The organism is Halopenitus malekzadehii (assembly GCF_900108505.1).
GTDB classification, from domain to species: Archaea; Halobacteriota; Halobacteria; order Halobacteriales; family Haloferacaceae; genus Halopenitus; species Halopenitus malekzadehii.
This window is the reverse complement of the sequence record NZ_FNWU01000001.1, coordinates 792033-814042: the sequence shown is the minus strand read 5'-3', so window position 1 is coordinate 814042 and position 22010 is coordinate 792033. Positions and strand designations below refer to the sequence as shown.

21 protein-coding genes, 1 tRNA gene and 2 pseudogenes are annotated in these 22010 nt (G+C 65.3%); 17 read left to right on the top strand and 7 right to left on the bottom strand.

All coding sequences use genetic code 11. The features are described from left to right. Positions 1-165: 165 nt before the first annotated feature. Positions 166-240, bottom strand: a tRNA-Arg gene (locus BLW38_RS04050). A 116-nt stretch (positions 241-356) separates the two neighbouring features. Between BLW38_RS04050 and BLW38_RS04045 the strand changes: the two genes are divergently transcribed. Continuing rightward, a complete protein-coding gene (locus tag BLW38_RS04045) occupies positions 357-1205 on the top strand; it encodes a geranylgeranylglycerol-phosphate geranylgeranyltransferase (protein WP_092814604.1) in 849 nt (282 codons plus the stop codon). A 144-nt stretch (positions 1206-1349) separates the two neighbouring features. After that, positions 1350-1958, top strand: a complete 609-nt coding sequence (locus BLW38_RS04040) for an RAD55 family ATPase (protein ID WP_092814600.1) — start codon at positions 1350-1352, stop codon at positions 1956-1958. Between the two features lie 48 nt (positions 1959-2006). Here BLW38_RS04040 and msrA read toward each other — a convergent pair whose 3' ends face one another. Continuing rightward, positions 2007-2549, bottom strand: coding sequence for a peptide-methionine (S)-S-oxide reductase MsrA (msrA, locus tag BLW38_RS04035; RefSeq protein WP_092814597.1), 543 nt, complete (start codon positions 2547-2549; stop codon positions 2007-2009). Between the two features lie 213 nt (positions 2550-2762). Between msrA and BLW38_RS16140 the strand changes: the two genes are divergently transcribed. From BLW38_RS16140 to BLW38_RS03995, 10 genes and pseudogenes are all read left to right on the top strand, one after another. After that, positions 2763-2918: a DUF7563 family protein gene (locus tag BLW38_RS16140; protein WP_177167412.1), complete on the top strand. Its 156-nt coding sequence runs from the start codon at positions 2763-2765 to the stop codon at positions 2916-2918. 138 nt (positions 2919-3056) lie between these two features. Continuing rightward, positions 3057-3842: an ABC transporter ATP-binding protein gene (locus tag BLW38_RS04030; RefSeq protein WP_092814593.1), complete on the top strand. Its 786-nt coding sequence runs from the start codon at positions 3057-3059 to the stop codon at positions 3840-3842. A 7-nt stretch (positions 3843-3849) separates the two neighbouring features. Then, a complete protein-coding gene (locus BLW38_RS04025) occupies positions 3850-5283 on the top strand; it encodes a hypothetical protein (protein ID WP_092814590.1) in 1434 nt (477 codons plus the stop codon). 354 nt (positions 5284-5637) lie between these two features. After that, the gene (locus BLW38_RS04020; protein ID WP_092814587.1) at positions 5638-5862 is read left to right on the top strand and encodes a hypothetical protein; all 225 of its coding nucleotides are present in this window, start codon (positions 5638-5640) and stop codon (positions 5860-5862) included. 451 nt (positions 5863-6313) lie between these two features. Next, positions 6314-6571, top strand: coding sequence for a type II toxin-antitoxin system HicB family antitoxin (locus tag BLW38_RS04015; RefSeq protein ID WP_092814583.1), 258 nt, complete (start codon positions 6314-6316; stop codon positions 6569-6571). Between the two features lie 170 nt (positions 6572-6741). Beyond that, positions 6742-7017, top strand: a complete 276-nt coding sequence (locus BLW38_RS04010; RefSeq protein WP_092814580.1) for a type II toxin-antitoxin system HicB family antitoxin — start codon at positions 6742-6744, stop codon at positions 7015-7017. Positions 7018-7020: 3 nt separating this feature from the next. Continuing rightward, on the top strand, positions 7021-7266 hold the full coding sequence (locus BLW38_RS04005) for a type II toxin-antitoxin system HicA family toxin (protein ID WP_092814577.1): 246 nt from the start codon (positions 7021-7023) through the stop codon (positions 7264-7266). 8 nt (positions 7267-7274) lie between these two features. Continuing rightward, positions 7275-7565: pseudogene (locus BLW38_RS04000) on the top strand (hypothetical protein); the annotation flags it as partial. Between the two features lie 153 nt (positions 7566-7718). Then, entirely contained in the window at positions 7719-7841 is a 123-nt protein-coding gene (locus BLW38_RS16650) for a hypothetical protein (protein ID WP_004971932.1), read from the top strand. Continuing rightward, positions 7842-9134, top strand: coding sequence for an RNA-guided endonuclease InsQ/TnpB family protein (locus BLW38_RS03995; RefSeq protein ID WP_092814574.1), 1293 nt, complete (start codon positions 7842-7844; stop codon positions 9132-9134). A 1-nt stretch (position 9135) separates the two neighbouring features. On the opposite strand, the gene BLW38_RS03990 is transcribed toward BLW38_RS03995, so the two are convergent. Then, positions 9136-9402 (bottom strand): UPF0058 family protein, encoded by a 267-nt coding sequence (locus BLW38_RS03990; RefSeq protein ID WP_092814571.1) that lies wholly within the window; start codon positions 9400-9402, stop codon positions 9136-9138. 281 nt (positions 9403-9683) lie between these two features. On the opposite strand from BLW38_RS03990, the gene BLW38_RS03985 reads away from it, so the two are divergent. From BLW38_RS03985 to lrpA1, 3 genes are all read left to right on the top strand, one after another. Next, positions 9684-11576, top strand: a complete 1893-nt coding sequence (locus BLW38_RS03985; protein WP_092814567.1) for a 2-oxoacid:acceptor oxidoreductase subunit alpha — start codon at positions 9684-9686, stop codon at positions 11574-11576. Between the two features lie 2 nt (positions 11577-11578). Further along, positions 11579-12517: a thiamine pyrophosphate-dependent enzyme gene (locus BLW38_RS03980; RefSeq protein ID WP_092814564.1), complete on the top strand. Its 939-nt coding sequence runs from the start codon at positions 11579-11581 to the stop codon at positions 12515-12517. A 137-nt stretch (positions 12518-12654) separates the two neighbouring features. Then, the gene (gene lrpA1, locus BLW38_RS03975) at positions 12655-13083 is read left to right on the top strand and encodes an HTH-type transcriptional regulator LrpA1 (RefSeq protein ID WP_092814561.1); all 429 of its coding nucleotides are present in this window, start codon (positions 12655-12657) and stop codon (positions 13081-13083) included. 321 nt (positions 13084-13404) lie between these two features. Here the strand turns inward: lrpA1 and BLW38_RS03970 are convergent, their stop codons facing one another. Next, a complete protein-coding gene (locus tag BLW38_RS03970; protein WP_092814558.1) occupies positions 13405-13917 on the bottom strand; it encodes a Rieske (2Fe-2S) protein in 513 nt (170 codons plus the stop codon). Positions 13918-13922: 5 nt separating this feature from the next. Next, positions 13923-15059 carry an amidohydrolase family protein gene (locus BLW38_RS03965; protein ID WP_092814555.1) on the bottom strand — a complete coding sequence of 379 codons (1137 nt, stop codon included), beginning with the start codon at positions 15057-15059 and terminating at the stop codon, positions 13923-13925. 692 nt (positions 15060-15751) lie between these two features. Between BLW38_RS03965 and BLW38_RS03960 the strand changes: the two genes are divergently transcribed. Together BLW38_RS03960 and BLW38_RS03955 are read left to right on the top strand one after the other, a co-directional pair. Continuing rightward, positions 15752-17185 carry a DNA polymerase Y family protein gene (locus BLW38_RS03960; protein ID WP_092814552.1) on the top strand — a complete coding sequence of 478 codons (1434 nt, stop codon included), beginning with the start codon at positions 15752-15754 and terminating at the stop codon, positions 17183-17185. A 103-nt stretch (positions 17186-17288) separates the two neighbouring features. Continuing rightward, the gene (locus tag BLW38_RS03955) at positions 17289-19607 is read left to right on the top strand and encodes an ATP-binding protein (RefSeq protein WP_092814549.1); all 2319 of its coding nucleotides are present in this window, start codon (positions 17289-17291) and stop codon (positions 19605-19607) included. Positions 19608-19720: 113 nt separating this feature from the next. On the opposite strand, the pseudogene BLW38_RS03950 reads toward BLW38_RS03955, so the two are convergent. Then, a pseudogene (locus tag BLW38_RS03950) lies at positions 19721-20512 on the bottom strand (phosphotransferase); the annotation flags it as partial. Between the two features lie 82 nt (positions 20513-20594). After that, complete coding sequence (locus BLW38_RS03945) at positions 20595-21911, bottom strand: MFS transporter (RefSeq protein ID WP_245710043.1); 1317 nt, start codon at positions 21909-21911, stop codon at positions 20595-20597. Between the last annotated feature and the right edge of the window lie 99 nt (positions 21912-22010).

Sequence of the window (22010 nt, the reverse complement as noted above, 5' to 3'; positions counted from 1 at the left end):
CCGATGGGTGGATCCGGTCAGCCCACCCCGGTGATCGGGGTGGATCGTGACCCTGACGAGACGATCGTCCCGGGAATCGACGGCGGTTCTCGAACGTTGAAGGGGAATCCATATGGATCCGTCGAATCCGTCTCGCCACTCGCCGTTCAGCTCGTGGCAGAACCATGGGCGCTGGAGGATTTGAACCCCCGACAACTTGGTCCGAAGCCAAGCACTCTGTCCAAACTGAGCTAAGCGCCCTCGCTTCTCGATTACGGGTTGCCCGGTTTAAGTCTCGCGATTCGGGACGGGATTGTCACGGCGTGCCGTCCGGGCGAACCGCCACGCTTTTTGAGCACTCGCGGGAGAGGCGGAGTATGTCGATGCGTCGGCAGGCTCGGGGAGCGATCGAACTCACGCGGCCGCTGAACGCGATCGCCGCCGGCGTGTTGACCGGGACCGGCGCGTACGTTGCCGGCGGCGCGATCCTGGGCGCCGACCGGGTCGTCGTGCTTGCGGCCGTCGTCGCGACGGTGTGTGCGACCGGAGCCGGCAACGCGGTGAACGACTACTTCGACCGCGAGATCGACCGGGTGAATCGTCCCGATCGACCGATTCCCCGGGGGGCGATCACCGCACGGGGGGCGCTGCTGGTCAGCCTCGGGCTGTTCGCGGGCGCCGTGGTGACGGCGCTCCTGCTCCCGCCGGCGGCGATTGCGTTGGCCGTCTTCAACCTGGTGCTGCTCGTCGCCTACACCGAGCTGTTCAAGGGACTGCCCGGCGTCGGCAACGTCGTCGTCGGATTCCTGACGGGATCCACGTTCCTCTTCGGCGGCGCCGCGGTCGGGTCTCCCCTCGAGGCGGGCGCCCTGTTCGTGCTCGCGGCCATCGCGACGGTTACACGGGAGATAATCAAGGACGTCGAGGACGTCGCCGGCGACCGGGAGGAGGGACTCACCACTCTCCCGATCGCGATCGGCGAACGACGGTCGCTGTGGATCGGACTCGCGTTGCTCGTCGTCGCGATCGTCGCGAGCGCCGGCCCGTTCCTCTGGGGGACCTTCGGACGCGCCTATCTCGTCCTCATCGTTCCGGCGGACGCGGTGATGCTCGTCGCTGCCGTGCAGTCGTTCAGCGATCCCGCAAGCGCACAGCGACGAGTGAAAGCCGGGATGTTTCTGGCCGTGATCGCCTTCATCGCCGGGCGGGCGGTTCCCCTCGGGTGATCGGGGTCTTTCCCCACCTCGTGCGGTAATCAAAAAGAATAATATCCGCACCGTATATCGTTGTGACACCCAATGATTCCCGGCAGGACGGTCGCGGAACCGATCGGCCGTCGCTGGTCGGCGCGGGACCGATGAGGACCACAGATGTATGACCTCCGCCCCCATCTCGAGACGGCGGTCGAGCCGGGCACGAACCTTCTGCTCAGCGGACCGGCCCTGACCGGCAAGCGAAGCCTCGCGCTCGACATTCTGGCCGATGGAACTGAGAGCGGGGAGTCCGCCATCATCGTCACGACGAAGGACAACGGTGACCGCGTGCTCGAGGAGTTCGGCACCCGGATCGACTATGCGGACAAGCCGGTGGCGGTCGTCGACTGTGTCACCCGCCAGCAGGGCGTCGGTGACGCCCGCGACGACGACCGGATCAAGTACACCTCCTCGCCGGTCGACATGACCGGGATCGGGATCAAGCTCTCGGAGTTCCTCGAGGAGTTCTACACCGACCGCGGGATCGAGCGCAACCGCATCATGGTCCACTCGCTGTCGACGCTGTTGATGTATGCGGAGCTACAGACCGTCTTCCGGTTCCTCCACGTCTTCACCGGCCGCGTCCAGAGCGTCGGCGGGTTCGGGCTCTTCTGTATCGACTCGAGCGCCCACGACGACCAGACGATGAACACCCTCAAACAGCTCTTCGACGGCATCATCACCACGAGCGAGGACGCGGAACCGACGATCCGGCTCGGCAAGTAGGATCCGGCGCCGAACGGCGGCCATCCCGCACGGCCACCGCGGCGATCGCTACGCGGTCTGTTCCTCGCGGAACCGTTCTCGGACTGTCTCCACCTTCGGCTGGGCGTGCATCCGGCAGTAGGCGTCCTCGGGGTTCTTCTCGAAGTAGTTCTGATGTTTCTCCTCGGCCCGCCAGAACGTCTCCAGCGGTTCGATCTCGGTGACGATCGGGTCGTCATACCCGCCCTCGACGGCAAGCGCCTCGACGTACGCCTCGGCCTGCTGCCGCTGGTCCGCGTCGTGTGTCAGGATGATCGATCGGTACTGTGAGCCCACGTCGGGACCCTGCCGGTTCAGCTGTGTTGGATCGTGAACGGTGAAGAACACCTCGAGCAGGTCGGCGTACTCGAGGACGTCCGGGTCGTACTCCACCTGAACCACCTCCGCGTGGCCCGTCTCGCCCGTGCAAACCTCCCGGTAGGTCGGGTCCGCGGTCTCGCCGCCCGCATAGCCCGACGTCACCGATTCGACGCCGGATACCTCCAGAAACGCCGCCTCGGTACACCAAAAGCAGCCGCCTCCGACCGTCGCCGTCGCCGTGGTCTCGCTCATACGTCCGATACGCTCGCCGTCGCCTTAATCCCGACGGGTGACTGGATCGCCGTTGGCCGGATCGCCGTCGACCGGATCGTCGTCAGCCGATCCCGGAGCGTCCGACGGTTCCCCGACGCGGTCTCGATCGGGGTCCTCCGACCCCTGAATGTGAATCGGTGACAATGGCCTCGGCCAAAAGCACTACCTGGGACGACTCCCAACTCCCGATCGATGCCGGAATGTCGGAACTGCGGCTCGTTCGTGACGGAACGCTACGTCCGGGTGTTCGCCCCGCCGGAACTCGACGCCGTCCGCGTCTGTCCCGACTGTGAGGATATGGTCCGCGACGGGGCCGGCGTCAGGGAAGCCCGATCGAAACGTGTGTGAGACGGAGCCGAGTGCGGCACGTCGACCGGGCCGAACCACTGGAACGGGTGGTGTCGCTGCGCCCGGTCGTGGACCCCACACCGACGGTTCCCGGATCCTCCGGTACGGCTTTGTACCGTCTGTCGAAACCACTGCCCGATGACCGCGATCTCCGCGAAAAACCTCCGGAAGACCTACGGCGAGGTCCGGGCACTCGACGGGCTCTCCGTCGCCGTCGACCGCGGCGAGCTGTACGGCTTTCTCGGCCCGAACGGCGCGGGCAAGACGACCACGATGGAGATACTCACGGGGCAGCTTCGTCCCGATGCGGGGCACCTCGAGGTGCTCGGAACCGATCCGTCCATGGAGCCGGTCGCGACCCGAGAGCGCGTCGGGATCCTCCCGGAACAGCTTTCGCCCCCGAGCTTTCTCACCCCGCGGGAGTACTTCGACTTCGTCGGCCGCGTTCGCGATCTCGACGAGATGACGGTTCGCGATCGTGTCGCGACGTGGGCCGATCGCCTCGGCTACGCCGGAACGCTCGACACGCTCTGTGCGGATCTTTCACGCGGCCAGCAACAGAAGGTGATGGTGACCCAGGCGTTCCTGCACGAGCCCGCGGCGGTCTTCATCGACGAGCCGCTGGCGAATCTCGACCCGATCGTTCAAGAGCGGGTCAAGCGTGCCCTCCGCGAGTACGCCGCGGCCGACAACGCCGTGTTCGTGTCGACGCACAACGTCGAGGTCGCCCAGGACATCTGCACGCGGGTGGGAATCGTGTCCGACGGCCGGATCGTCGCCGAGCGTGCCGCCGAGGCCTTCGCCGAGGACTCCCTCCTCGACGTCTTTCTCGAGACGGTCGAGACGGCCGATCCGGCGGATTCGGCCGGCCAGACGGCGACGTCCGATTCCGATTCGGCCTCGTCGCCGCCGGGAGGGGCGTGAGGGGACGATGACCCGCGCCACGCGCACCGTGTTCCGCGAGCTGTTGCGGCAGGAATGGCGGCTCCACGCGCGGCTGTTCGGCGGCACGCGCTTCGCGCCGTTTCCCCTCCTCGTCGCGGTGCTCTCGGCCGGCGGCATCGCCGGCGCGTACTACGGACGAACCGACGTCTCGACGCTGTATACCGCCGTTCACGTCCTCGTCTTCGGGTTCGGCCTGTACACGGGCACCGCCGTCCTCGTCGGGGCCGAGATGGTAGAGCGCGTCCTCGGCGACGTGACGCTGTTGTCGTCCGTCTTTCGGACGCTTCCCGTCTCACGTCGGACGCTGATCGGTCTGTTCGTCCTGTCCGACGTGTGTTACTACCTGGTCCTGTTCGTGTTGCCGATCGCGCTCGGCTTCTCGCCACTCGTTGCCATCAGCGTGATCCCGCTGACCGCCGTCCCGTGGGTGTGGGTCTCGCTGTCGCTGGTCTTTGCCGCGGGGCTGACCCTGTCGGTCGCGGCCATTGCGGCTCGAACGCGCGGCGCCCCTCGATGGGCGGTCGCCGGTCTGCTGGGGGCCAGCATCGTCGGTCTCGCCTCGTTGGGATCGCTCACACCGGCCTGGGACGCGCTCGTCGTCGTCGATGACGGCCCGCTCGCGGCGATCAGCGTCGCCGCCACCGTCCTGGTCGGCGGTGCGGCCGCGTTCCGTGTGTACGACCCGGCTATGCGACGCCCCGCCCGCACGCGCTCGAACCGCTTCCGCGCCCTGGAGCGTCGCCTCCCCGCGGAGACGGCGGGGCTGCTCACCAAGACACTGCTCGATCTCGGCCGGTCAACCGGCGGCTTCGCCAAGCCGTTCGTCTCCGTCGGGCTCCTGTTCGCACTCGTGGCGGCCCTTGTCGACCTCGTGGAGTCGATCGTCGGTCTTCGGCCCGCGACCGGCGTCTTCTTCGGCGCCGTCCTCGCGTTGAGCGCGTTCACCACGTACAACTGGCTCACGCAGTTCGACGGCGTCGACGAGTATCTCCTGTTACCCATCTCGGTCGCCGACGTCTTCCGCGCGAAGCGCCTCGCCTTCCTCCTCATCGGCGTGCCCGCCGCCGGCGTCACCTACCTCGCCGCGCTCGTGGTCTTTCCCACGACCCCCGTCGACGCGCTGCTCGGGGCGGCCGTGCTCGCGGGCTGTGCACTCTACTTCTACGGGCTCACCGTCTCCATCGCCGGGTTCTCGCCCAACGAGTTCCTCTTCGATACGGCCCGCTTTCTCGCCTTCTTCCTCGGCGTCGCCCTGCCGTTGATCCCGCTCCTGCTCGTCGGGTTCGTCGTCGCACCGCGAACGCTTTCGGCACCGGTGATCGGTGGAACGCTTTTCGCCGCCGTCGGCCTCGGCGGGCTGGGACTGTGGCTCTCCGATCGCGCTGCTGATCGGTGGGCCGAAACCTACCGCGCCGGCTAGCCGCAGGACGCGTTCGGACGGTCGCTGACGACCCGGTGCCCGTGCCGGGTGGAGGAACTTCGCTGGAACGCGTGGACGGTGACCCCCGGTAGGCAGTGAGTATATTTATGTCCACCCGACGAACCGCCGGTGTCGGAGCGATCCGACCGGTGGCGCCGATCCGAACGTCGATCCCCCACACCACCACCCGATTCGTCCCACGATCGGCGTCGCCGATTCTTCGCGGAATCACGCCACCCCGTCGGTGCCACCCCCGTCGGTCCGCGACCGAACGGGCCGTTCCGATCGGTTGCAGCCCCCGGGAACGCGCGTAGCGAACGCATAACTACCCGGTACGGGCGGTTCTCCCCGTGTATGCCCGCCACCGAATCGGACGACGTCGAGGTGGTCGTCGGGCTCGTTCTGGATCATCCCGGCTGTACGGCCGCCGAGCTCGCCGAGCTCGTGGCCGCCAAGGGGCTCGATCCCCGCCGGACGAACCGCCTCCTCCAGGCCGCGGTTCGACGCGGCGACGTCATCGTCTCCCAGTCGACGTTCTGGGCGATCCGGGACACCTTCGACGGCTTCGAGGAGATCTAGGCGTCGATGGGCGGGCCGGCTCGCGAGACGGAACGGGACCGCTCGACGCCCTCGGCGACGTCGTCCTCATAGACGCCGTACGGGTGTTCCACGCGCTCGAAACCGACTGTACAGAACGATCGACTGAATGAAGGCGGCAGACCAGTCCATCCTCCAGTCGTTGGGGCCACCCAAATCCCTCGAGTTAACCGCAGGGAGCATCGCTCGAAAGACCGGGGTAAGAAGCGGGTACACGAGCGAGAGGCTCGGAGTTCTCGTCGATCACGGTTCCTGAACGTCGATCGAAGTGAGAGTTCGTACCTTCCTACGATATCTCCGATCGCGGGCGAGCGCACCTCGAGGGCGAGCTGGATGCTGAGGACTGCTATCGCGACGAGTGACTCTCAGATCACGAAGACGGGCCAGTACTCGCCAGAACACTTTTTATCCGTTCTGCGCCTCCATACAGGTAATGGCGACCACGTCGAAGAACGACCGTGCCGACGGGGTGGAGTTCACCTACGAGGACGACCTCGTGACGGCACGCGACGCCGAATCAGGGGTCGCTGCGTCCGGCGAGTCGAAGCCGGTCGCGCTGTCGCGACTCGCTGACGCGCTGACCCTCCATACCGGCGGCGGGGAACCGATCGACGACGAGGAGGCATTCTTCGAGGAGATCGGCGTGGACCCCGACGAGATCGAAGACGCCGGGGAGCCGCCGTGGGAGTAGTCTCGCCGGAATGGTCTACAGGCGGAACAGGCCGAGTGCCTCGGGGGCTTGATCCCGAGCCGGTTCACGCGAGTTTTGGCGGTCGAGAGATCATAAGTGAAACCCGAGGGTTCCGATCGGGTCTTGCCGCTCGACAGAACGCTTATTCGTTCGGTTCTCGAAGGGAAAATATGGCGAGCGCGACACGCGACGCTCCCGATGGTGAGGGCGTCGAATTCATTCACGAGGACGACGGCTCGATCACCGCAAGGGACCTGGAGACGGGACTGGCCCGCGGAGGTGACACCCGCGGCGAGGCGCTCCGCTACCTGTCGGAGGTTTTGGAACTTCACGAGGGGGGCGGCGAGCCGATCGACGATCCCGATGCGTTTCTCGAAGAGGAGTTGGGAATCGATCCCGACGAGGTCCCCGACGAGCCGAAGGAACTCCCCGACTTTATGCGGTGATGGATGGTCCGGACGACATTTTCCGGACATGAGATCGTCGGCGTGCTAATCGACTTCGGATACATACCGGTCTCCCGGGAAGGGAGCCACATCCGACTGCGGTACGAAAATCCGGATACTGGCGAGATACGACTCATCGACGTTCCGCAGCACGACGAAGTCAGGATCGGTACGCTCCACTCGATCGCCGACCAGTGTGGCGCCGAAAACTTTCACGCGTGGTGCCGATGGATCGACGAGCACCGGTGACCGATATGCACAAATTCACCGAGTCACAGGTCCCCCGTCTCACCGAAGGCGACGAGTGGTTTGACTACATCTCGACTCGGGCCGACCGACTCAACTGTTACGGGGAGGACTTCGAGGAGATGCGCGATCGGCTTGGCGGTATCGAGCCGGCGACGGAGATGGACGAGCGGCGGGAGGTGCAGGCCGAACTCGACGCGGCCGCGTTCCACGCGTACGGTCTCGATCGGGAACAGACCGCGTTCGTGTTAGAGGACTTCCACCGCGTCCAGAACCCCCGGTTGATGGACGAGGATTACTGATTTAAGGCGATAAGGCCCCTTCCTCAACGAACGATCGAAGCGAGTGAGTTGGGAGGGGATACAGCGCCGCACAGTTCTCAAACACGTCCAACGCTCGGCCCACAGGCCCACGCAATCGCAACCCTTATTTGTGTAGTTTGTGTATTGTGTCATATGGCAACGCGCAAGAACATCTCTATCCGCGACGACCAAGCCGAGTGGGTCGAGGACAACCACCTCAACCTCTCGTCGTTCGTCCAAGAGAAACTTGACGAACTCATCGAAGAACGCTCGTAGATGAACTACAACTACAGGTATCGACTCCGACCGTCCGACGCGCTCGAAGAGCGATTAGCGTGGACTGTCGATACCTGTAGACAAGTCTACAACCACTTCCTCCACCGTCTCAACCGAACCGACCAGACCTCGGCATACAGCGAACAGAAACTCTTGCCGAGCCTCAAGAAGTGGTGGGACGACCTGAAGAGCGTTCACTCGAAGGTGCTTCAGAAAGTCGTTCAGCGGTTGTACGACAGCCTCTCCACACTTCGCGGTCACAAAGAAAACGGCTACCGCGTCGGCACCCTCAAGTGGAAGGCACCGGGCGAGTACCGAAGTTTCACCTACAGTCAATCCGGCTTCGAGCTCAAGAACACGAGTGGTCGGACACGATTGTGTCTCTCGAAACTCGGGGAAATCCCGCTCACTTTCCACCGTGACCTTCCCGATGACGCCGAAATCAAGACCGTCACGGTCAAGCAGGAACCCACCGGGAAGTGGTACGCCATCCTCGGGGTCGAGACTCCCGACGACCCGCCGGAGAAACCCGAGAATCCCGAGAAGTGCGTCGGTATCGACGTAGGGATTCTCAAGTACGCCCACGACACCGACGGAACCGCCGTCGAATCCCTCGACCTGTCCGACGAACGCGAGCGGTTGGAACGCGCCCAACGCGACCTCTCGCGGAAGGAACACGGTTCCTCGAATTGGAAGAAACAGCGCCGCGTCGTGGCCGAACGTCACGCCGACCTGAAGCGCAAGCGGCGAGACTTCTTGCACAAACTCTCGAACTACTACGCCCGCGAATACGACCTCGTGGCCGTCGAGGACTTGGACGCGAAGGGACTTGTCGAACTCCCGGGCAACTCGCGGAACCGGGCGGGTGCGGCGTGGGGGAGGTTCCTGCGGATGCTTGAGTACAAGTGCGAACGCGAAGGAACGCACTTTGTCGCCGTGAATCCGCGTGGCACGACGAAAGAGTGTGCGGCATGCGGCGTCTCGACGGATAAGCCGCTGTGGGTACGCGAACACTCGTGCCCGGCGTGCGGTTTCGAGACGGATAGAGACGCGAATGCGGCGCGGAACATTCTTTCTCGCGGCATCAAGAAGCGGTTAGGAGGGGGACGCTCCGAATCAACGTCCTCAGAATCGCGTTGCGATTCTGATGTGCGGACGAGAGCTGCGCTCTCGTCAACGCCTGTGGAGACTACGCTCCCTGCGGATACACCCGTATCTGCAAAGCGCGTCGTTGAAACAGGAAGCCCCACCCTCAAGCGCGAGGGCGTCAGCCCGAGCGGTAGGGTGGGGTAGTTCACGCAGTGACCGGTGATTCGGCGTCCTCGTGGGGCTCCGACGTCGATGCATCGCCGCGGTCCGATTCGATCGCGCCGGCCAGCGCGTCGGCCAGTTCGATGACGGCCGCCTCGTGGTCGGCTCGTGATCCCCGGATCGACATCGGCGACGTCCCGAGATCACGGTACGCAGATAGGTCGTCAGTCGCCAGCGTCCCCTCCTCGTACAGGTCCGTCGAGACCGTCCCGAGCAGGTCGTGGAGGTGGATGAGTTCCGTCTTTTGCATACCTATTAAAAGGTCATCCAGACGGGTAAATCCGTCGCCGGTTCGAGGACATATCGATCGGGTGATCCACAAGCGGTGTCCGTCGCGACTGGGGCGGTCCACAAGCGGTGTCCGTCGGCGCCGGTGATCGACCACGATATCTCGATTCCGCCCGGCTATCGATCATCATCATTACTTATAAACTAAGGATCTGCAAGGATCGTTCATTGTGAATCCATAGCAAGCCATAATAGGTGCCCCTCACAACGTTCGACCACGCGCCCACAGCGGGCCGACAAACTATGACTGACAACGAACTCATCTGGCGCATCTCCGGGGGATCCGGCGACGGGATCGCCTCGACGAGCCAGAACTTCGCAAAGGCCCTGATGCGATCGGGGCTACACGTGTTCACGCATCGACATTACCCGTCCCGGATCCGCGGCGGCCACACCTACACCGAGATCCGCGCGTCGGCGGAGCCCGTCCGCTCGCGCGGCGACGGCTACAACTTCCTGTTGGCGCTTGGCGATTCCTTCGCCCGGAACCCTCAGGAGAACGCCGTCTACGGCAACGAGGAGGTCAAGCCGCTCTCCGAGAACCTGGACGAACTTCGGGAGGGCGGCGTCATCGTCTACGACGAGGGGTTGCTCGACCCGAGTGACATCCCGGACTTCGACGAGCGCGTCGAGGAGAACGACTGGCACGTCTATCCGCTCGACCTTCGCGGGCTCGCCCGCGAGCAGGGCCGCGAGGTCATGCGCAACACCGCCGGCGTCGGCGCGACGTGCGCGCTCATCGGGATGAACCGCGAGCACGTCGAGGACCTGATGCGCGATGCGATGCCGGAGAAGATCTTCGAACCGAACCTCGAGATCCTCGAAACCGCCTACGAGTCGGTTCTCGAGAACTACGACGCCGACGCCCACGACGTCACCGTGCCCTCCGGAGAGCACGATGAACAGCAGGTGTTGCTGTCCGGGTCGGACGCCATCTCCTACGGGGCGATCGACGAGGGCTGCCGGTTCATCGCCGGCTACCCGATGACGCCGTGGACCGAGGTGTTCACGATCATGACCAAGAACCTGCCCGAGCTGGGGGGGATCTCCGAGCAGGTCGAAGACGAGATCGCCGCTGCCGCGATGGCGGTCGGTGCCTCACACGCCGGCGTGAAGGCGATGTCCGGATCCTCCGGCGGCGGCTTCGCGTTGATGTCCGAGCCGCTCGGACTGGCCGAAATGACCGAAACCCCGGTCGTGCTCATCGAGGCGATGCGCGCCGGACCCTCGACCGGGATGCCGACGAAACCCGAACAGTCCGACCTCGAACACGTCCTGTACACCTCCCAGGGCGACTCCCAGCGCGTCGTGTTGGCGCCGGGCACCGTCGAGGAGGCCTACGAGCAGAGCCGGCTCGCGTTCGAGATTGCCTACGAGTACCAGATCCCGGCGATCCTGCTGTACGACCAGAAGCTCGGCGGCGAGATGCTGAACGTCCCGAAGAGCCACTTCGACCGCGAGCCCAACGCGGACCTCGGGAAGACGCTCTCGGAGGCCCAGCTGACCGAACAGCCGCACACCCCTGACGGGAAGTTCCACCGGTTCCAGCACGAGGCCGACGACGGCGTCTCGCCGCGGTCGATCCCCGGCCAGAAGGGCGGCCGGTACCTCGCGACGGGCAACGAGCACGGCCCGAGCGGCCACATCAATGAGGACCCCGACAACCGGACCGCACAGATCGACCGGCGCCTCGAGAAGCTCGAGGTGATCCGGGAGCACCTCGACACCGCCGACACCCAGACGTATATGGGTCCCGAGGAGGCCGAGTACGGTATTCTCACCTTCGGGAGCCAGCAGGGAACCGTCGCGGAGGCGGTCGACGTGTTGAACGCGAACGGCCACTCCGTGAAGGCGCTCGGCGTCTCGGACATGCTGCCGTTCCCGACCGCGGAGGTCGAGGCGTTCATCGAGAGCGTCGACGCGGCGCTCGTCGTCGAGATGACCGCCTCCGGACAGTTCCGCGGGCTCATCCAGAAGAACCTCGGTCGCCACGGCGAGAAGCTCTCGAGCCTGTTGAAGTACAACGGCAACCCCTTCGAGCCCGCCGAGATCGTCGACGGGTTCGAGTCGGTCGTCGTCGAGGGGGACGACCTGGACAGTTCCACGACCACCTTCGTACCTGCGGCGGGTGATTAGATATGAGCGCATTCTCAGCCATCGGCGAGGAACGGGAGATCGACCGCGACGAGTACACGCCGGGCGTCGAGCCCCAACCGACGTGGTGTCCGGGCTGTGGCGACTTCGGCGTCCTGAAGGCGCTCAAACAGGCGTTGCCGGAGGTCGGCCGCACCCCCGAGGAGACGCTTTTGTGCACCGGGATCGGCTGTTCGGGCAAGCTGAACAGCTACCTCGACTCCTACGGGTTCCACACGCTCCACGGGCGATCGCTGCCGGTCGCGCGGGCGGCGAAACTCGCGAATCCCGGCCTCGAGGTCATCGCCGCCGGCGGCGACGGCGACGGCTACGGGATCGGCGGGAACCACTTCACTCACACAGCCCGTGAGAACCACGACATGACCTACATCGTGTTCAACAACGAGATCTTCGGGCTGACGAAGGGCCAGACCTCCCCGACGAGCCCGAAGGGCCACAAATCGAAGACGCAGCCCCACGGCAGCGCCAAGGAGCCGGTGAAGCCGCTCTCGCTGTCGCTCAACGCGGGCGCCTCCTACGTGGCGCGGACGGCCGCCGTGAACCCCAACCAGGCCAAGGAGATCCTGATCGAGGCGATGGAACACGACGGCTTCGCGCACGTGGACTTCCTGACCCAGTGTCCCACGTGGAACAAGGACGCACGCCAGTACGTGCCCTACATCGACGTCAACGACTCCGACGACTACGAGTTCGACGTCACCGACCGCGTCGAGGCAGCCGAGATGATGCGAACGACCGAGGAGGCGCTCTACAAGGGCGAGGTCCTCACCGGCCGGTTCTACGTCGACGAGGAGCGACCCTCCTACCAGCAGGAGAAGCAGGCGATCGGCGAGATGCCCGATGAGCCGCTCGCGGAACGGTACTGGGACGACGACTACGAGTGGGAACGGTCCTACGACCACTTCCTCGACAAACACGCCTAGTCGAGCAGCACGAGCCCCGCCGGCCACGTTTCGAGACACGACTCGGACCGATCGACGGCACCGGAATCGACACCGGGGGCGAAAAGACTCTTTGTTGGTTCGCAAGGTATTTTTCCAGTGACGCGAAAGAAACGCGTATGAGTACCGTGTCGACGGAGGAACGCATCCTCTCCGTGTTGGAGGAGGACGCGCAGGCCTCCTACGCGGAGATCGCGGACCGCGCCGACGTGTCGAAGCCGACGGTTCGCAAGTACATTCGACAACTGGAGGAGGAGGGCGTCATCGTGGGCTACTCGGCCGACGTCGATCCCAAGAAGCTCTCGGGACAGAGCATCGCCCTGGTCGGAATGGACGTCGATAGCGGCCGATACGTGGAGGCAACCCGAGCGATCAAGGACCTTCCGGAGGTCGAGGCGCTGTACACCTCCTCGGGTGACCACATGCTGATGGCCGAGGTTCGCGCCGGCGACGGCGACGAGCTCGGCGACGTCATCTCCGAGAAGCTGCTGGCGATCGACGGCGTCACGGCGGCGCATCCCTCGTTCCTCCAGGAGCGGCTGAAGTAACGCCGGTAGAGTGACAATATATCTATACATACCGAATCGTGATGTAGTTCTGTCAAATTGTCCGTTCCGAATCACGGACCCAGCCACCGCTCCCACCAGAACGTCCGACGATCGATCGGTATGCCGTGTTTCGGGATCAATGACCGTTTCTCCGCCGTTTGTGGCCATCGGGTCGAGCGGGCCATCTCCCGACGACGGACGAGCAGCGACGAACGAACACTCGAGCAGAAATTTCAAAACGCGGAATACGTATTTTCCCAGGTATTGTCACCCCGTCCGTCCACGAGGACGGATATCCACGAGGATTTTCGCCCGCCAGTATCAGATCCGGACGAGGACGTCCTCGCCGTCGACGACGCAGTCGAAGCTGCCGATTCGCTTGCCGGAGGCCTCGTGGACGCCCGTTTCGAGGTCCCACTCCCAGAGGTGCCAGGGGCACGAGACCGTACAGTCCTCGACGTTGACGCCGCCGCGCTTTTCGGTCCAAGTATCCTCGGCATTGATCTTTCGATCGCCGGCTTTGTGCAGCGGTGCGCGCTGATGAGCACACCGGTTGCTGATCGCGTAGAAGTCGCCGTCGAGGTTGAACACCGCGATCTCGATGCCCTTCACGGTGTACCCCTCGCCCTCGCCGGCGGGGATCTCGTCGACGGTCGCGACCTTGGTGAACGCCTCGCGGTCGAATGCTTCGTCGTCGGGATCGGTGATGGTCGTCCCGCCGTCGGCGGCCGTTTCAGTCTCAGTCTCGACGTCGCTTGCAGCCTCGACGTCGCTTGCAGCCCCGGTACAGGGACCGTGATCGCACGTGATGTCGGACGGTGAATCGGAATTCATTCGTCTCAGTACCCCCGCAGGATCTCCTCGGCGTTTTCGTGCAGCACGGCCTCTCGCGTGTCGTCGTCGAAGGCGTTCGACGTGTAGAACCACGTCGGCGGGTCCAGCGTCTGGTGGGGCCAGTCGCTCGAGTAGATGAACATGTCCTCCGCCATCGACAGCTTCAGCAGGTCGCTGGCGTGGCCCGCGTTGCGCGGGAGCGCGAACGGCTGCGTGCAGACGTAGATGTTGTCACGCAGGTACTCGCTGGGCGCGCGCTGGAGGTACTCCTCGCCGGAGTCCATCTTCCGGGGCGTGATCTTGACGTCGTCGGGGTGCATCTCGTAGAACTCGTCCATCCGGTAGCGAAGGAACGGAACCCACCAGTGGCCGCCCTCCTGGAAGACGACGTCGAGTTCGGGATACTTGTCGAAGACGCCCCGCATAATCATGTTCACGATGTTGACCATGGTGTGGAGCGGCCAGTCGAACCCGAGCACCTCCGTCCAGGTCAACATGTCGTCGCCGATGTAGGAGTGCTGTGGCCAATAGGCCAGCGACCCGTGCAGCAACAGCGGCAGGTCGTGTTCGACCAGCGCCTCGAAGACGGGGTCGAACTGCTCGTTGCCCCACGGGACCTTCGGGTCGAACCAGGAGTAGGCCGCGACGATCCCGTCCTCGGCGGCGACGCGCTCGATCTCCTCGACGGCGTAGTCGGGATCCCACTTTGGAACCATCATCGAGGTGGAGACGCCCTCGTCGACGAAGTTGTCGAGCATGTAGTCGTTGGCCGCCTGGGCGACGGCGTTCTTCAACACCGGGTGGTGCTGGAGGTTGAGGTTGTTGATGCCCGGATTGACGATCGGGTCGTCGACCGCGATGTTCTTGCACGCTTCCCGCACGTCGGCGGCGTACTTCGCGCGCCCCTGGGTGAACAGCCCCTCCTGTCCCTCCTTGATGCCGTAGGCGGCGTCCCACTTGCCGACGACCGGCGTCGCGCCGAACTCGGTCGTCAGCTTGTCGAGGGCGCGGTCGTCCTCCACGTAGGCCAACAGCTCGTCCTCGACCGGATTGACGTGGAAGTCCATATCAATGATATGGTCCTCGAACGCCTGATCCGGTACCTCCGCGTCGGCGTCCAGCCGTTTGACTGATGATGCCATACGTCACCATCTTTGAGTCATACAATATATAGTTTGTGTTCTCGACGCCGGGATGATAGCACTATAGATTCTCTATTAGAGAACTACCTGATCGGTCATAGCGGAGTCAGACGGGATCGAGACTGCCTGAATCAGCCGACTTGACGGGACCCAGTCGAGATCCCCGGGAATTGATGGGAATTATCGGGTGAGTCAGTGACTTCTATTACACGCATATATCTGTCACGATATTCGATATCGACTTCGTTCTCTAATAGCTATCACATCTGCCACCACCGCCGTTCGACCCCCGGCATATTTATATTTAATATACAACATATATTTATATTATTATAAAAATACACAGATATACTGTTCTTTGATATCGGACTATTATCCCTACAGATCGCGTTTACTGTGTTTTCATACTCCGAACCCGATGGATCTTGAATCCATATTTCCCATTTAAATAAAATATTCTATATTTACTATATGAAATCAAAATGTGCGCTCGTATCGAATCCGGCTCGATCGACAAAACCGATCCTCACAGCGCCATCAGTTCGCTTTACAGGCGGTCGAGGCGAATGCCCCGGGGTCGGACGGAAATCTCAGATTTCCGTGATGACGAGACGCTTCGCGTCTCGAACCACGTGACCCCGAGGCGGTTCACGGCCGGCGTTTAAGTCGCTCGCCGACTAAGCGGTCGATCGATGGATGGGGACACGCTTCCGGGTACACAGCAGCCCACGACGGGAGCCGATCGGGTGCTCCTCCACGTGGATATGGACTGCTTTTATGCGTCCTGTGAACGCCTGCGTGACCCGTCGCTCCGCGGAGAGCCCGTCGTCGTCGGAATGGGGTACGAGCCCGGCGAGACGATCGGCGCGGTGGCCACCGCGAGCTACGAGGCGCGCGCGTTCGGCGTGAACAGCGCAGACCCGATCTCCCGAGCCCTCGATCGCCTTCCGCGCCGCGCCGAGGCCGACCCCGACGATCCGAACGCGCCGGATCCCGATCGGACCGCCCACTACCGCCCCGTCGATCTGGAGTTCTACACGTCGGTCGCGGCGGACGTGAAGGCGATCCTGCACGACTGTGCGGACGTCGTCCGCGAGGTGAGCATCGACGAGGCGTACCTGGACGTGACCGACCGCACGTCCTGGGGACTCGCGGGTCAGTCCGGCGTCGACGAGGGTGACCCAAACACCGGCGACGACGCGAACGGCGGCGACGATGGTGACGGCGACGTCCCCGAAAGCGCCGCCGCGGGCCCCGCGGAGCGTCGAACGCTCGCGGAGGGCTACGCCAGGTACGTCCGCGACCGGATCGAGCGCGAGGCGGGCGTCACCGCCAGCGTCGGCGTCGCGCCGAACATGTCCACCGCGAAGATCGCCAGCGACCACGACAAGCCGGAGGGGCTGGTGGTCGTCCCGCCCGGCCGCGTCCGGGAGTTCCTCGCGCCGCTCCCGACCGAGACGGTTCACGGCGTCGGCCCGGTCACGGCGCGCACGCTCGCCGAGATGGGGATCGAGACCGCGGGCGACCTGGCGAGCGCCGATCCTGCGGCCCTCGAGGCCGAACTGGGCGAGCGCGGCCGGGAACTCCACGAGCGTGCCGGCGGTGAGGACGACCGAGAGGTAACCCCGACCGGGCTCCCGAAGAGCCTCTCGCGGGAGTCCTCGCTCCCGCCGACCGACGACGAGGAGACGAAACGCGAGCGCGTGAAAGCGCTCGCGGCCGACGTGGCCCGGCGCGCCCGCGAGCGCGAGTGTCTCTACCGAACCATCGGCGTGAAGGTCGTGACGCCGCCCTACGAGGTGCATACCCGCGCACGGAGCCTCCCGGGTCCCGTCGACGACCCGGACCTGGTCGAGGCGGTGGCACTCGACCTCCTCGCGGAGTTCGCCGACGACCGGGCCCGCAAGCTCGGCGTCCGCGTCGCCAAGCTCGACTTCGCCGACAGCGACCAGGCGACCCTGTCGGGGTTCGAGAACACGCAGGCGGAGAACGGAACCAGCGGCGATCGCGGCGGTGAGAGATCCGACGATCATGGCCGTGATGACGGCCGAAACCGCGGTGACGGCGATCGGACCGGTGGACGCCGGCAGCGGACGGGACAGGCATCGCTCCCCGAGTTCGAGTGATCCCGCCGCCGGAAACGACGTGAGCCGATCGACGCCGATCGTCGTCAGACGTCCGTCGGACGCGGGCGAAGGTCTTTGAGGACCGGCCGGCGTCGTTACGGGTATGAGCGAGGACAACGCCGAGACGATCCACGTCGCGGACGTGAGCGATGGGGTCGGGGGGGATGCGGAGTCGGAGCCGGGCGACCCGGTCGAACTGCCCGTCGTCGACGTGCTGACCGGGCGGTCGTTCATCACGGGCAAAAGCGGGTCCGGCAAGTCGAACACCGCCTCGGTGTTGATCGAGAACCTGCTTGCGGACAACTATCCGGTACTGATCATCGACAGCGACGGGGAGTACTACGGGCTCAAGGAGGAGTACGAGATCCTCCACGTCGGAGCCGACGACGAGTGCGACATCGTTGTCTCGCCGGAGCACGCGGAGAAGATCGCCACGCTCGCGCTCGACCAGAACGTGCCGATCATCCTCGACGTCTCGGGGTATCTCGAGGAGTCGGTCGCCTCCGAACTCATCCTCAACGTGGTCAAACACCTCTTCGCGAAGGAGAAGAAGCTCAAACGACCCTTCCTGCTCGTGATCGAGGAGTGTCACGAGTATATCCCGGAGGGCGGCGGAATGGACGAGACCGGCAAGATGCTGATCAAGGTCGGCAAGCGCGGCCGCAAGCACGGGCTGGGGATCGTCGGCATCAGCCAGCGGCCGGCCGACGTCAAGAAGGACTTCATCACCCAGTGTGACTGGCTCGTCTGGCACCGCCTGACGTGGGACAACGACACCAACGTCGTGAGCCGGATCCTCGGGTCCGAGTACGCCGACGCGATCGAGGACATGGGTGACGGCGAGGCGTTCCTGATGACCGACTGGGACGAGTCGATCCGCCGCATCCAGTTCCACCGCAAGCAAACCTTCGACGCCGGCGCGACCCCCGGCCTCGAGGACTTCGAACGGCCGGAGTTGAAGTCCGTCTCCGGGGACCTCGTCTCCGAGCTCGAAACCATCTCCGACGAACAGGAACGGCGGGAGTCCGAGCTGGCCGACCTCCGCCAGGAACTCGAGAAGAAGCGCGCGCGGATCACCCAGCTCGAACAGGAACTCGAGGAGGCGAAGGACCTCTCCCGGATGGCCGACCGGTTCTCGCAGGCGCTGCTCGGACGAGCCGAGGCCCCCCACCGCAGCGGCTCGGGTGAGAGCCAGTCGACCCTCGAAGACCACGAGCGCGGCGCGGCTGACGAATCCAAGGGAGACGACGAGCGCGAGGCGAACGACGAACGTGGGTCGGACACCGATGAGGTGGACGACGAACGCGGGACGAACGACGAACGCGGGGCGGACGACGAACGCAGGGCGGGGAACGAATACGACGGCGAGGATACCGAAACCACGGAGGACTCGATCGAGTGGATCGAGGACCCGGAGGCGGTCGCGGACGCCGGTGACCTCGCCGACGCGCTCGACGCCGCCGACGCGACCGGTGACGCCGCCGGTGTGGCAACTGACGGCGTCGCCGATGACGGTGCGTTCGGGATCGACGCGGTCGACCCGATCTCCGCTGCGGACGTCGCTGAGAGCGCGCTCCGGTTCGACGAGGCGATCGATCTGGGAACCCGTGAGGCCGTGGTCGAGAACCTTCGAGACCGGGTCGAGGCGCTCACGGAGATGTCGACGGAGATGCTGCGACACTACCGCCGTGAGGGGACCAGCGATCCCGTCACCGCCCACATCGCCGCCGGCGGCGGCGGCGACACCGAACACGCCTACGCCCGACATCGGCCGCTTCGGCGGTCGGGGCTCGTCCGTCACGTGGCAGGGAGCAGATATGAGTACGGGATCCCCTGGCTCGTCCGTGACGCGTACGCCGACCGTCTCGATGGGGACGCCGTCGACGAGATGGTTGCCGCCGTCGAGGACGCCTTCCTCGGGTCCCAAGAACACGATTTCGCGGACGAGGACGGAGACACCGGTGGAGCACCCGCCACCGATCCCGAAACGGGGATCGACGCCTCTCGGATCGACGCGGCACTCGAGGACGCGGCACCTCCGATGGACGTCGACGCGTCGGCCGAAAACGAGCCGGCTTCAGGGACCCCGGTCGACTCTCCGGTTGCCACACCTGGGTTAACCGACACCGCCAGATCGATCGCTGCCGAGGCGGGAGAGGCCGGTGTGGGAGAGACCGAGGCGGGAGGAACCGGTGTGGGAGGGACCAGGGCAGAAGCGACTGCGGAGACGGACGGAGATGCGGACGGAGACGCGGATGGAGACGTAGACGACGCTGCCGGCTCGGATCGCGACGAGGACGCAGAGGTGCTCTCCACACCCGACGAAGCGGGGAAGGCGAGCGGGGACGGCACGGCGGAAAACGACGGCACCGAGTTCGATCCCGCAGCGGACGACGCCGAGATCGTGGACCCGAAGGAGTAGTCGAGCGCGGTCGAGTCTCAGGACCGGGGTCGTTCCTCGTCGATCGAGGCGGGGCCCCCGCTCTCGGTCTCCCCGCCAACAGCGTTCCCCCTTTCGGCCTCCCGCGACCGGGTGGCACGCTTCTCGAGTTCCCCCTTCAGCCCGGTTGCGTCGAAGTCGTGATCGGGGCGCAATGCGACGAAATCCAGGAATCGACGGGCATCAAGCAGCTCCGTAGTCGTGTAGGCGGTGAGCGCGGCCGCGATCGTCTCCCGCGGACCGATGAGCGGCTCCAGCGAGGCGATCGCGCTCGCGAGATCGTACGCGCGGGCGTCGTCCCTGGCGTCGTCGGCGACGTTCGTCGCGTCGATGACGTAGATCTCGCCGTCGAGGATCAACACGTTCTCCGCCCGGAGGTCGCCGTGGGCGAGTCCCGCGTCGTGGACCGTTCGCAGCGTCTCGAAGAGGGCGGGAGCGAGTTCGCGCTCGCGATCGGTGTCGAGCTCGTCGAGGGATCGAAACTCCGGAAGATACTCCAGGACGAGCACACCGAGCCCGTCGATCTCGAGCGCCTCGATGGGGTCGGGGGCGTTGATCCCGAGCTCGCGCAGCTTCCGGGTCGCCTCGAGCTCGTGGCGGGCCATCTCGTAGGGCGTCTCGAACCGCTCGAAGAACCCCTCCGTCCCCGAGGAGAACGCCCCGAGGTTGCGTCCGGTCGTGAACAGGGCGTGGACCAGCGTGTTCTGTTTCGTGATCACCTTCACGAAGCGGTCGTCGTCGAGGACCATCGGGGTCGACAGCCAGTTGTCCGCGTCGAGGAACCGGACGTGCACCGTCTCGCGGCCGTATCGCTCGGCGAGGTCGACCGCGACTCGTTCGATCTGGGGCCAGTCGATCCGTCCCCGAACGAGTCGCTGCAGTTCCATACGGGACCACACGGCGGGGATGCGGTTAAACGGCACGACCGTGCGCGTCGCGGCGTGTGTTCCGCTCGCGTCCCACGGCGCGTCAGCTCGACGCTCTCGACCCCCCTCCGTCAAACCCGACCGACCACACGAACAGGCCGAGTGCCGCCAACACGACGCCCCCGGCCCCGACGAACGTCGCGGGATACCCGGCCACCTCGGCGACGCCGCCGCCCACGATGCTCCCGAGGCCGGTTCCGATACCCGCAATCGCCGTGTAGGCGCCGAGCGCATAGCCGCGGACCGGCTCGGCGGCCAGTCGTGTGACGATCCCGGTCGCCGTCACCGCGATCAACGCCCACGTCACGCCGATCAGGGTGAATCCGACCGCGTTCGCGGACGTCGCGACCGTGGGCGCGGCGATCCCGACGACTGCAATCCCGGGAAACAGCAGCGCGCGACCGCCGAGTGCCACGGCCTGTAGCGTATATGGCCCGCGTTTGCCCACCAGCCGCCCAACGGGCGAATAGCAGACGGCGCTGCCGGCGTTCGCGAGCAGGAACAACACGAAGACCGCCCCGGTCGAGGAACCCGTTTCGGTCAGATAGACGGGCATCGGCCCCCAGAAGACGGCGAATCCGACCGAGAACAGCCCGACGGCGACCAGATATTTCCGAAGCGTCCGGTCAAATGACCCCCCGGGGCGACGGCCGCGACGTCTGGCGGCGATCCACTCGCGAATGCCCCAGTAGAGCCGGGCGGTTCCGTACGGCGTCGCACGGAGGTACCGTCCAGCACCCCAATCGGGGCGGTTCAGCCGGTGGTAGATCCGATCGAACCGTTCGGGACTCGTCGTGGGACGCTCCGGGTACCACCGGATCGCGGCGAGCGTGGCCATCGCGCCCGCGGCGGCGAGCACGACGAACAGGAGTTCCTGTGCCGCTACCGTGGGGAGCAGCCGGCTGACGGTCGCGGTCCAGACGGTCCCGAGGACGAGTCCGGCTACCCACCCGTATCCCTGAACGGCGTTGAGTCGACCGATCCGCACGTCCCACTCGGCCGCGTCGGCGCCCTCGACGACGATCAGGTTGAGCACGGGCGCAGCCGCCGAGACGACGAACCAGAGGGCCGCGTTCGCAACGAGCAGCGACCACGGCGATCCCAAAAGCGGGACGATACCCAGCACTCCCGCGACCGACGCGAGCGCGACGAGCACGAAGGGTCGTCGCCGCCGCGTTCGTGCCGCCAGCTGGCCCCACAGGATCGCCCCCGGGACGCCGGCGAAGGCGGCGGTCGAGGCCATCGCTCCCACGAGGAACGCGCCCGCACCGAGTTCGATCGCGTAGAGGGGGAGCAACAGCGACGCCGCACCCACCGCGGCGTAGCCCGTCCCCCACGCGAGGAGCCACCGTTCGCTCACTGCCGGGGAGTCTCCCGTCATCGACTAAGTCGTTTCGCCCGGCTGGTTGTCGCCCACCGGTCGTCGCCCGACCCGGCTGTCCCCCGTTTCCGGCGGACG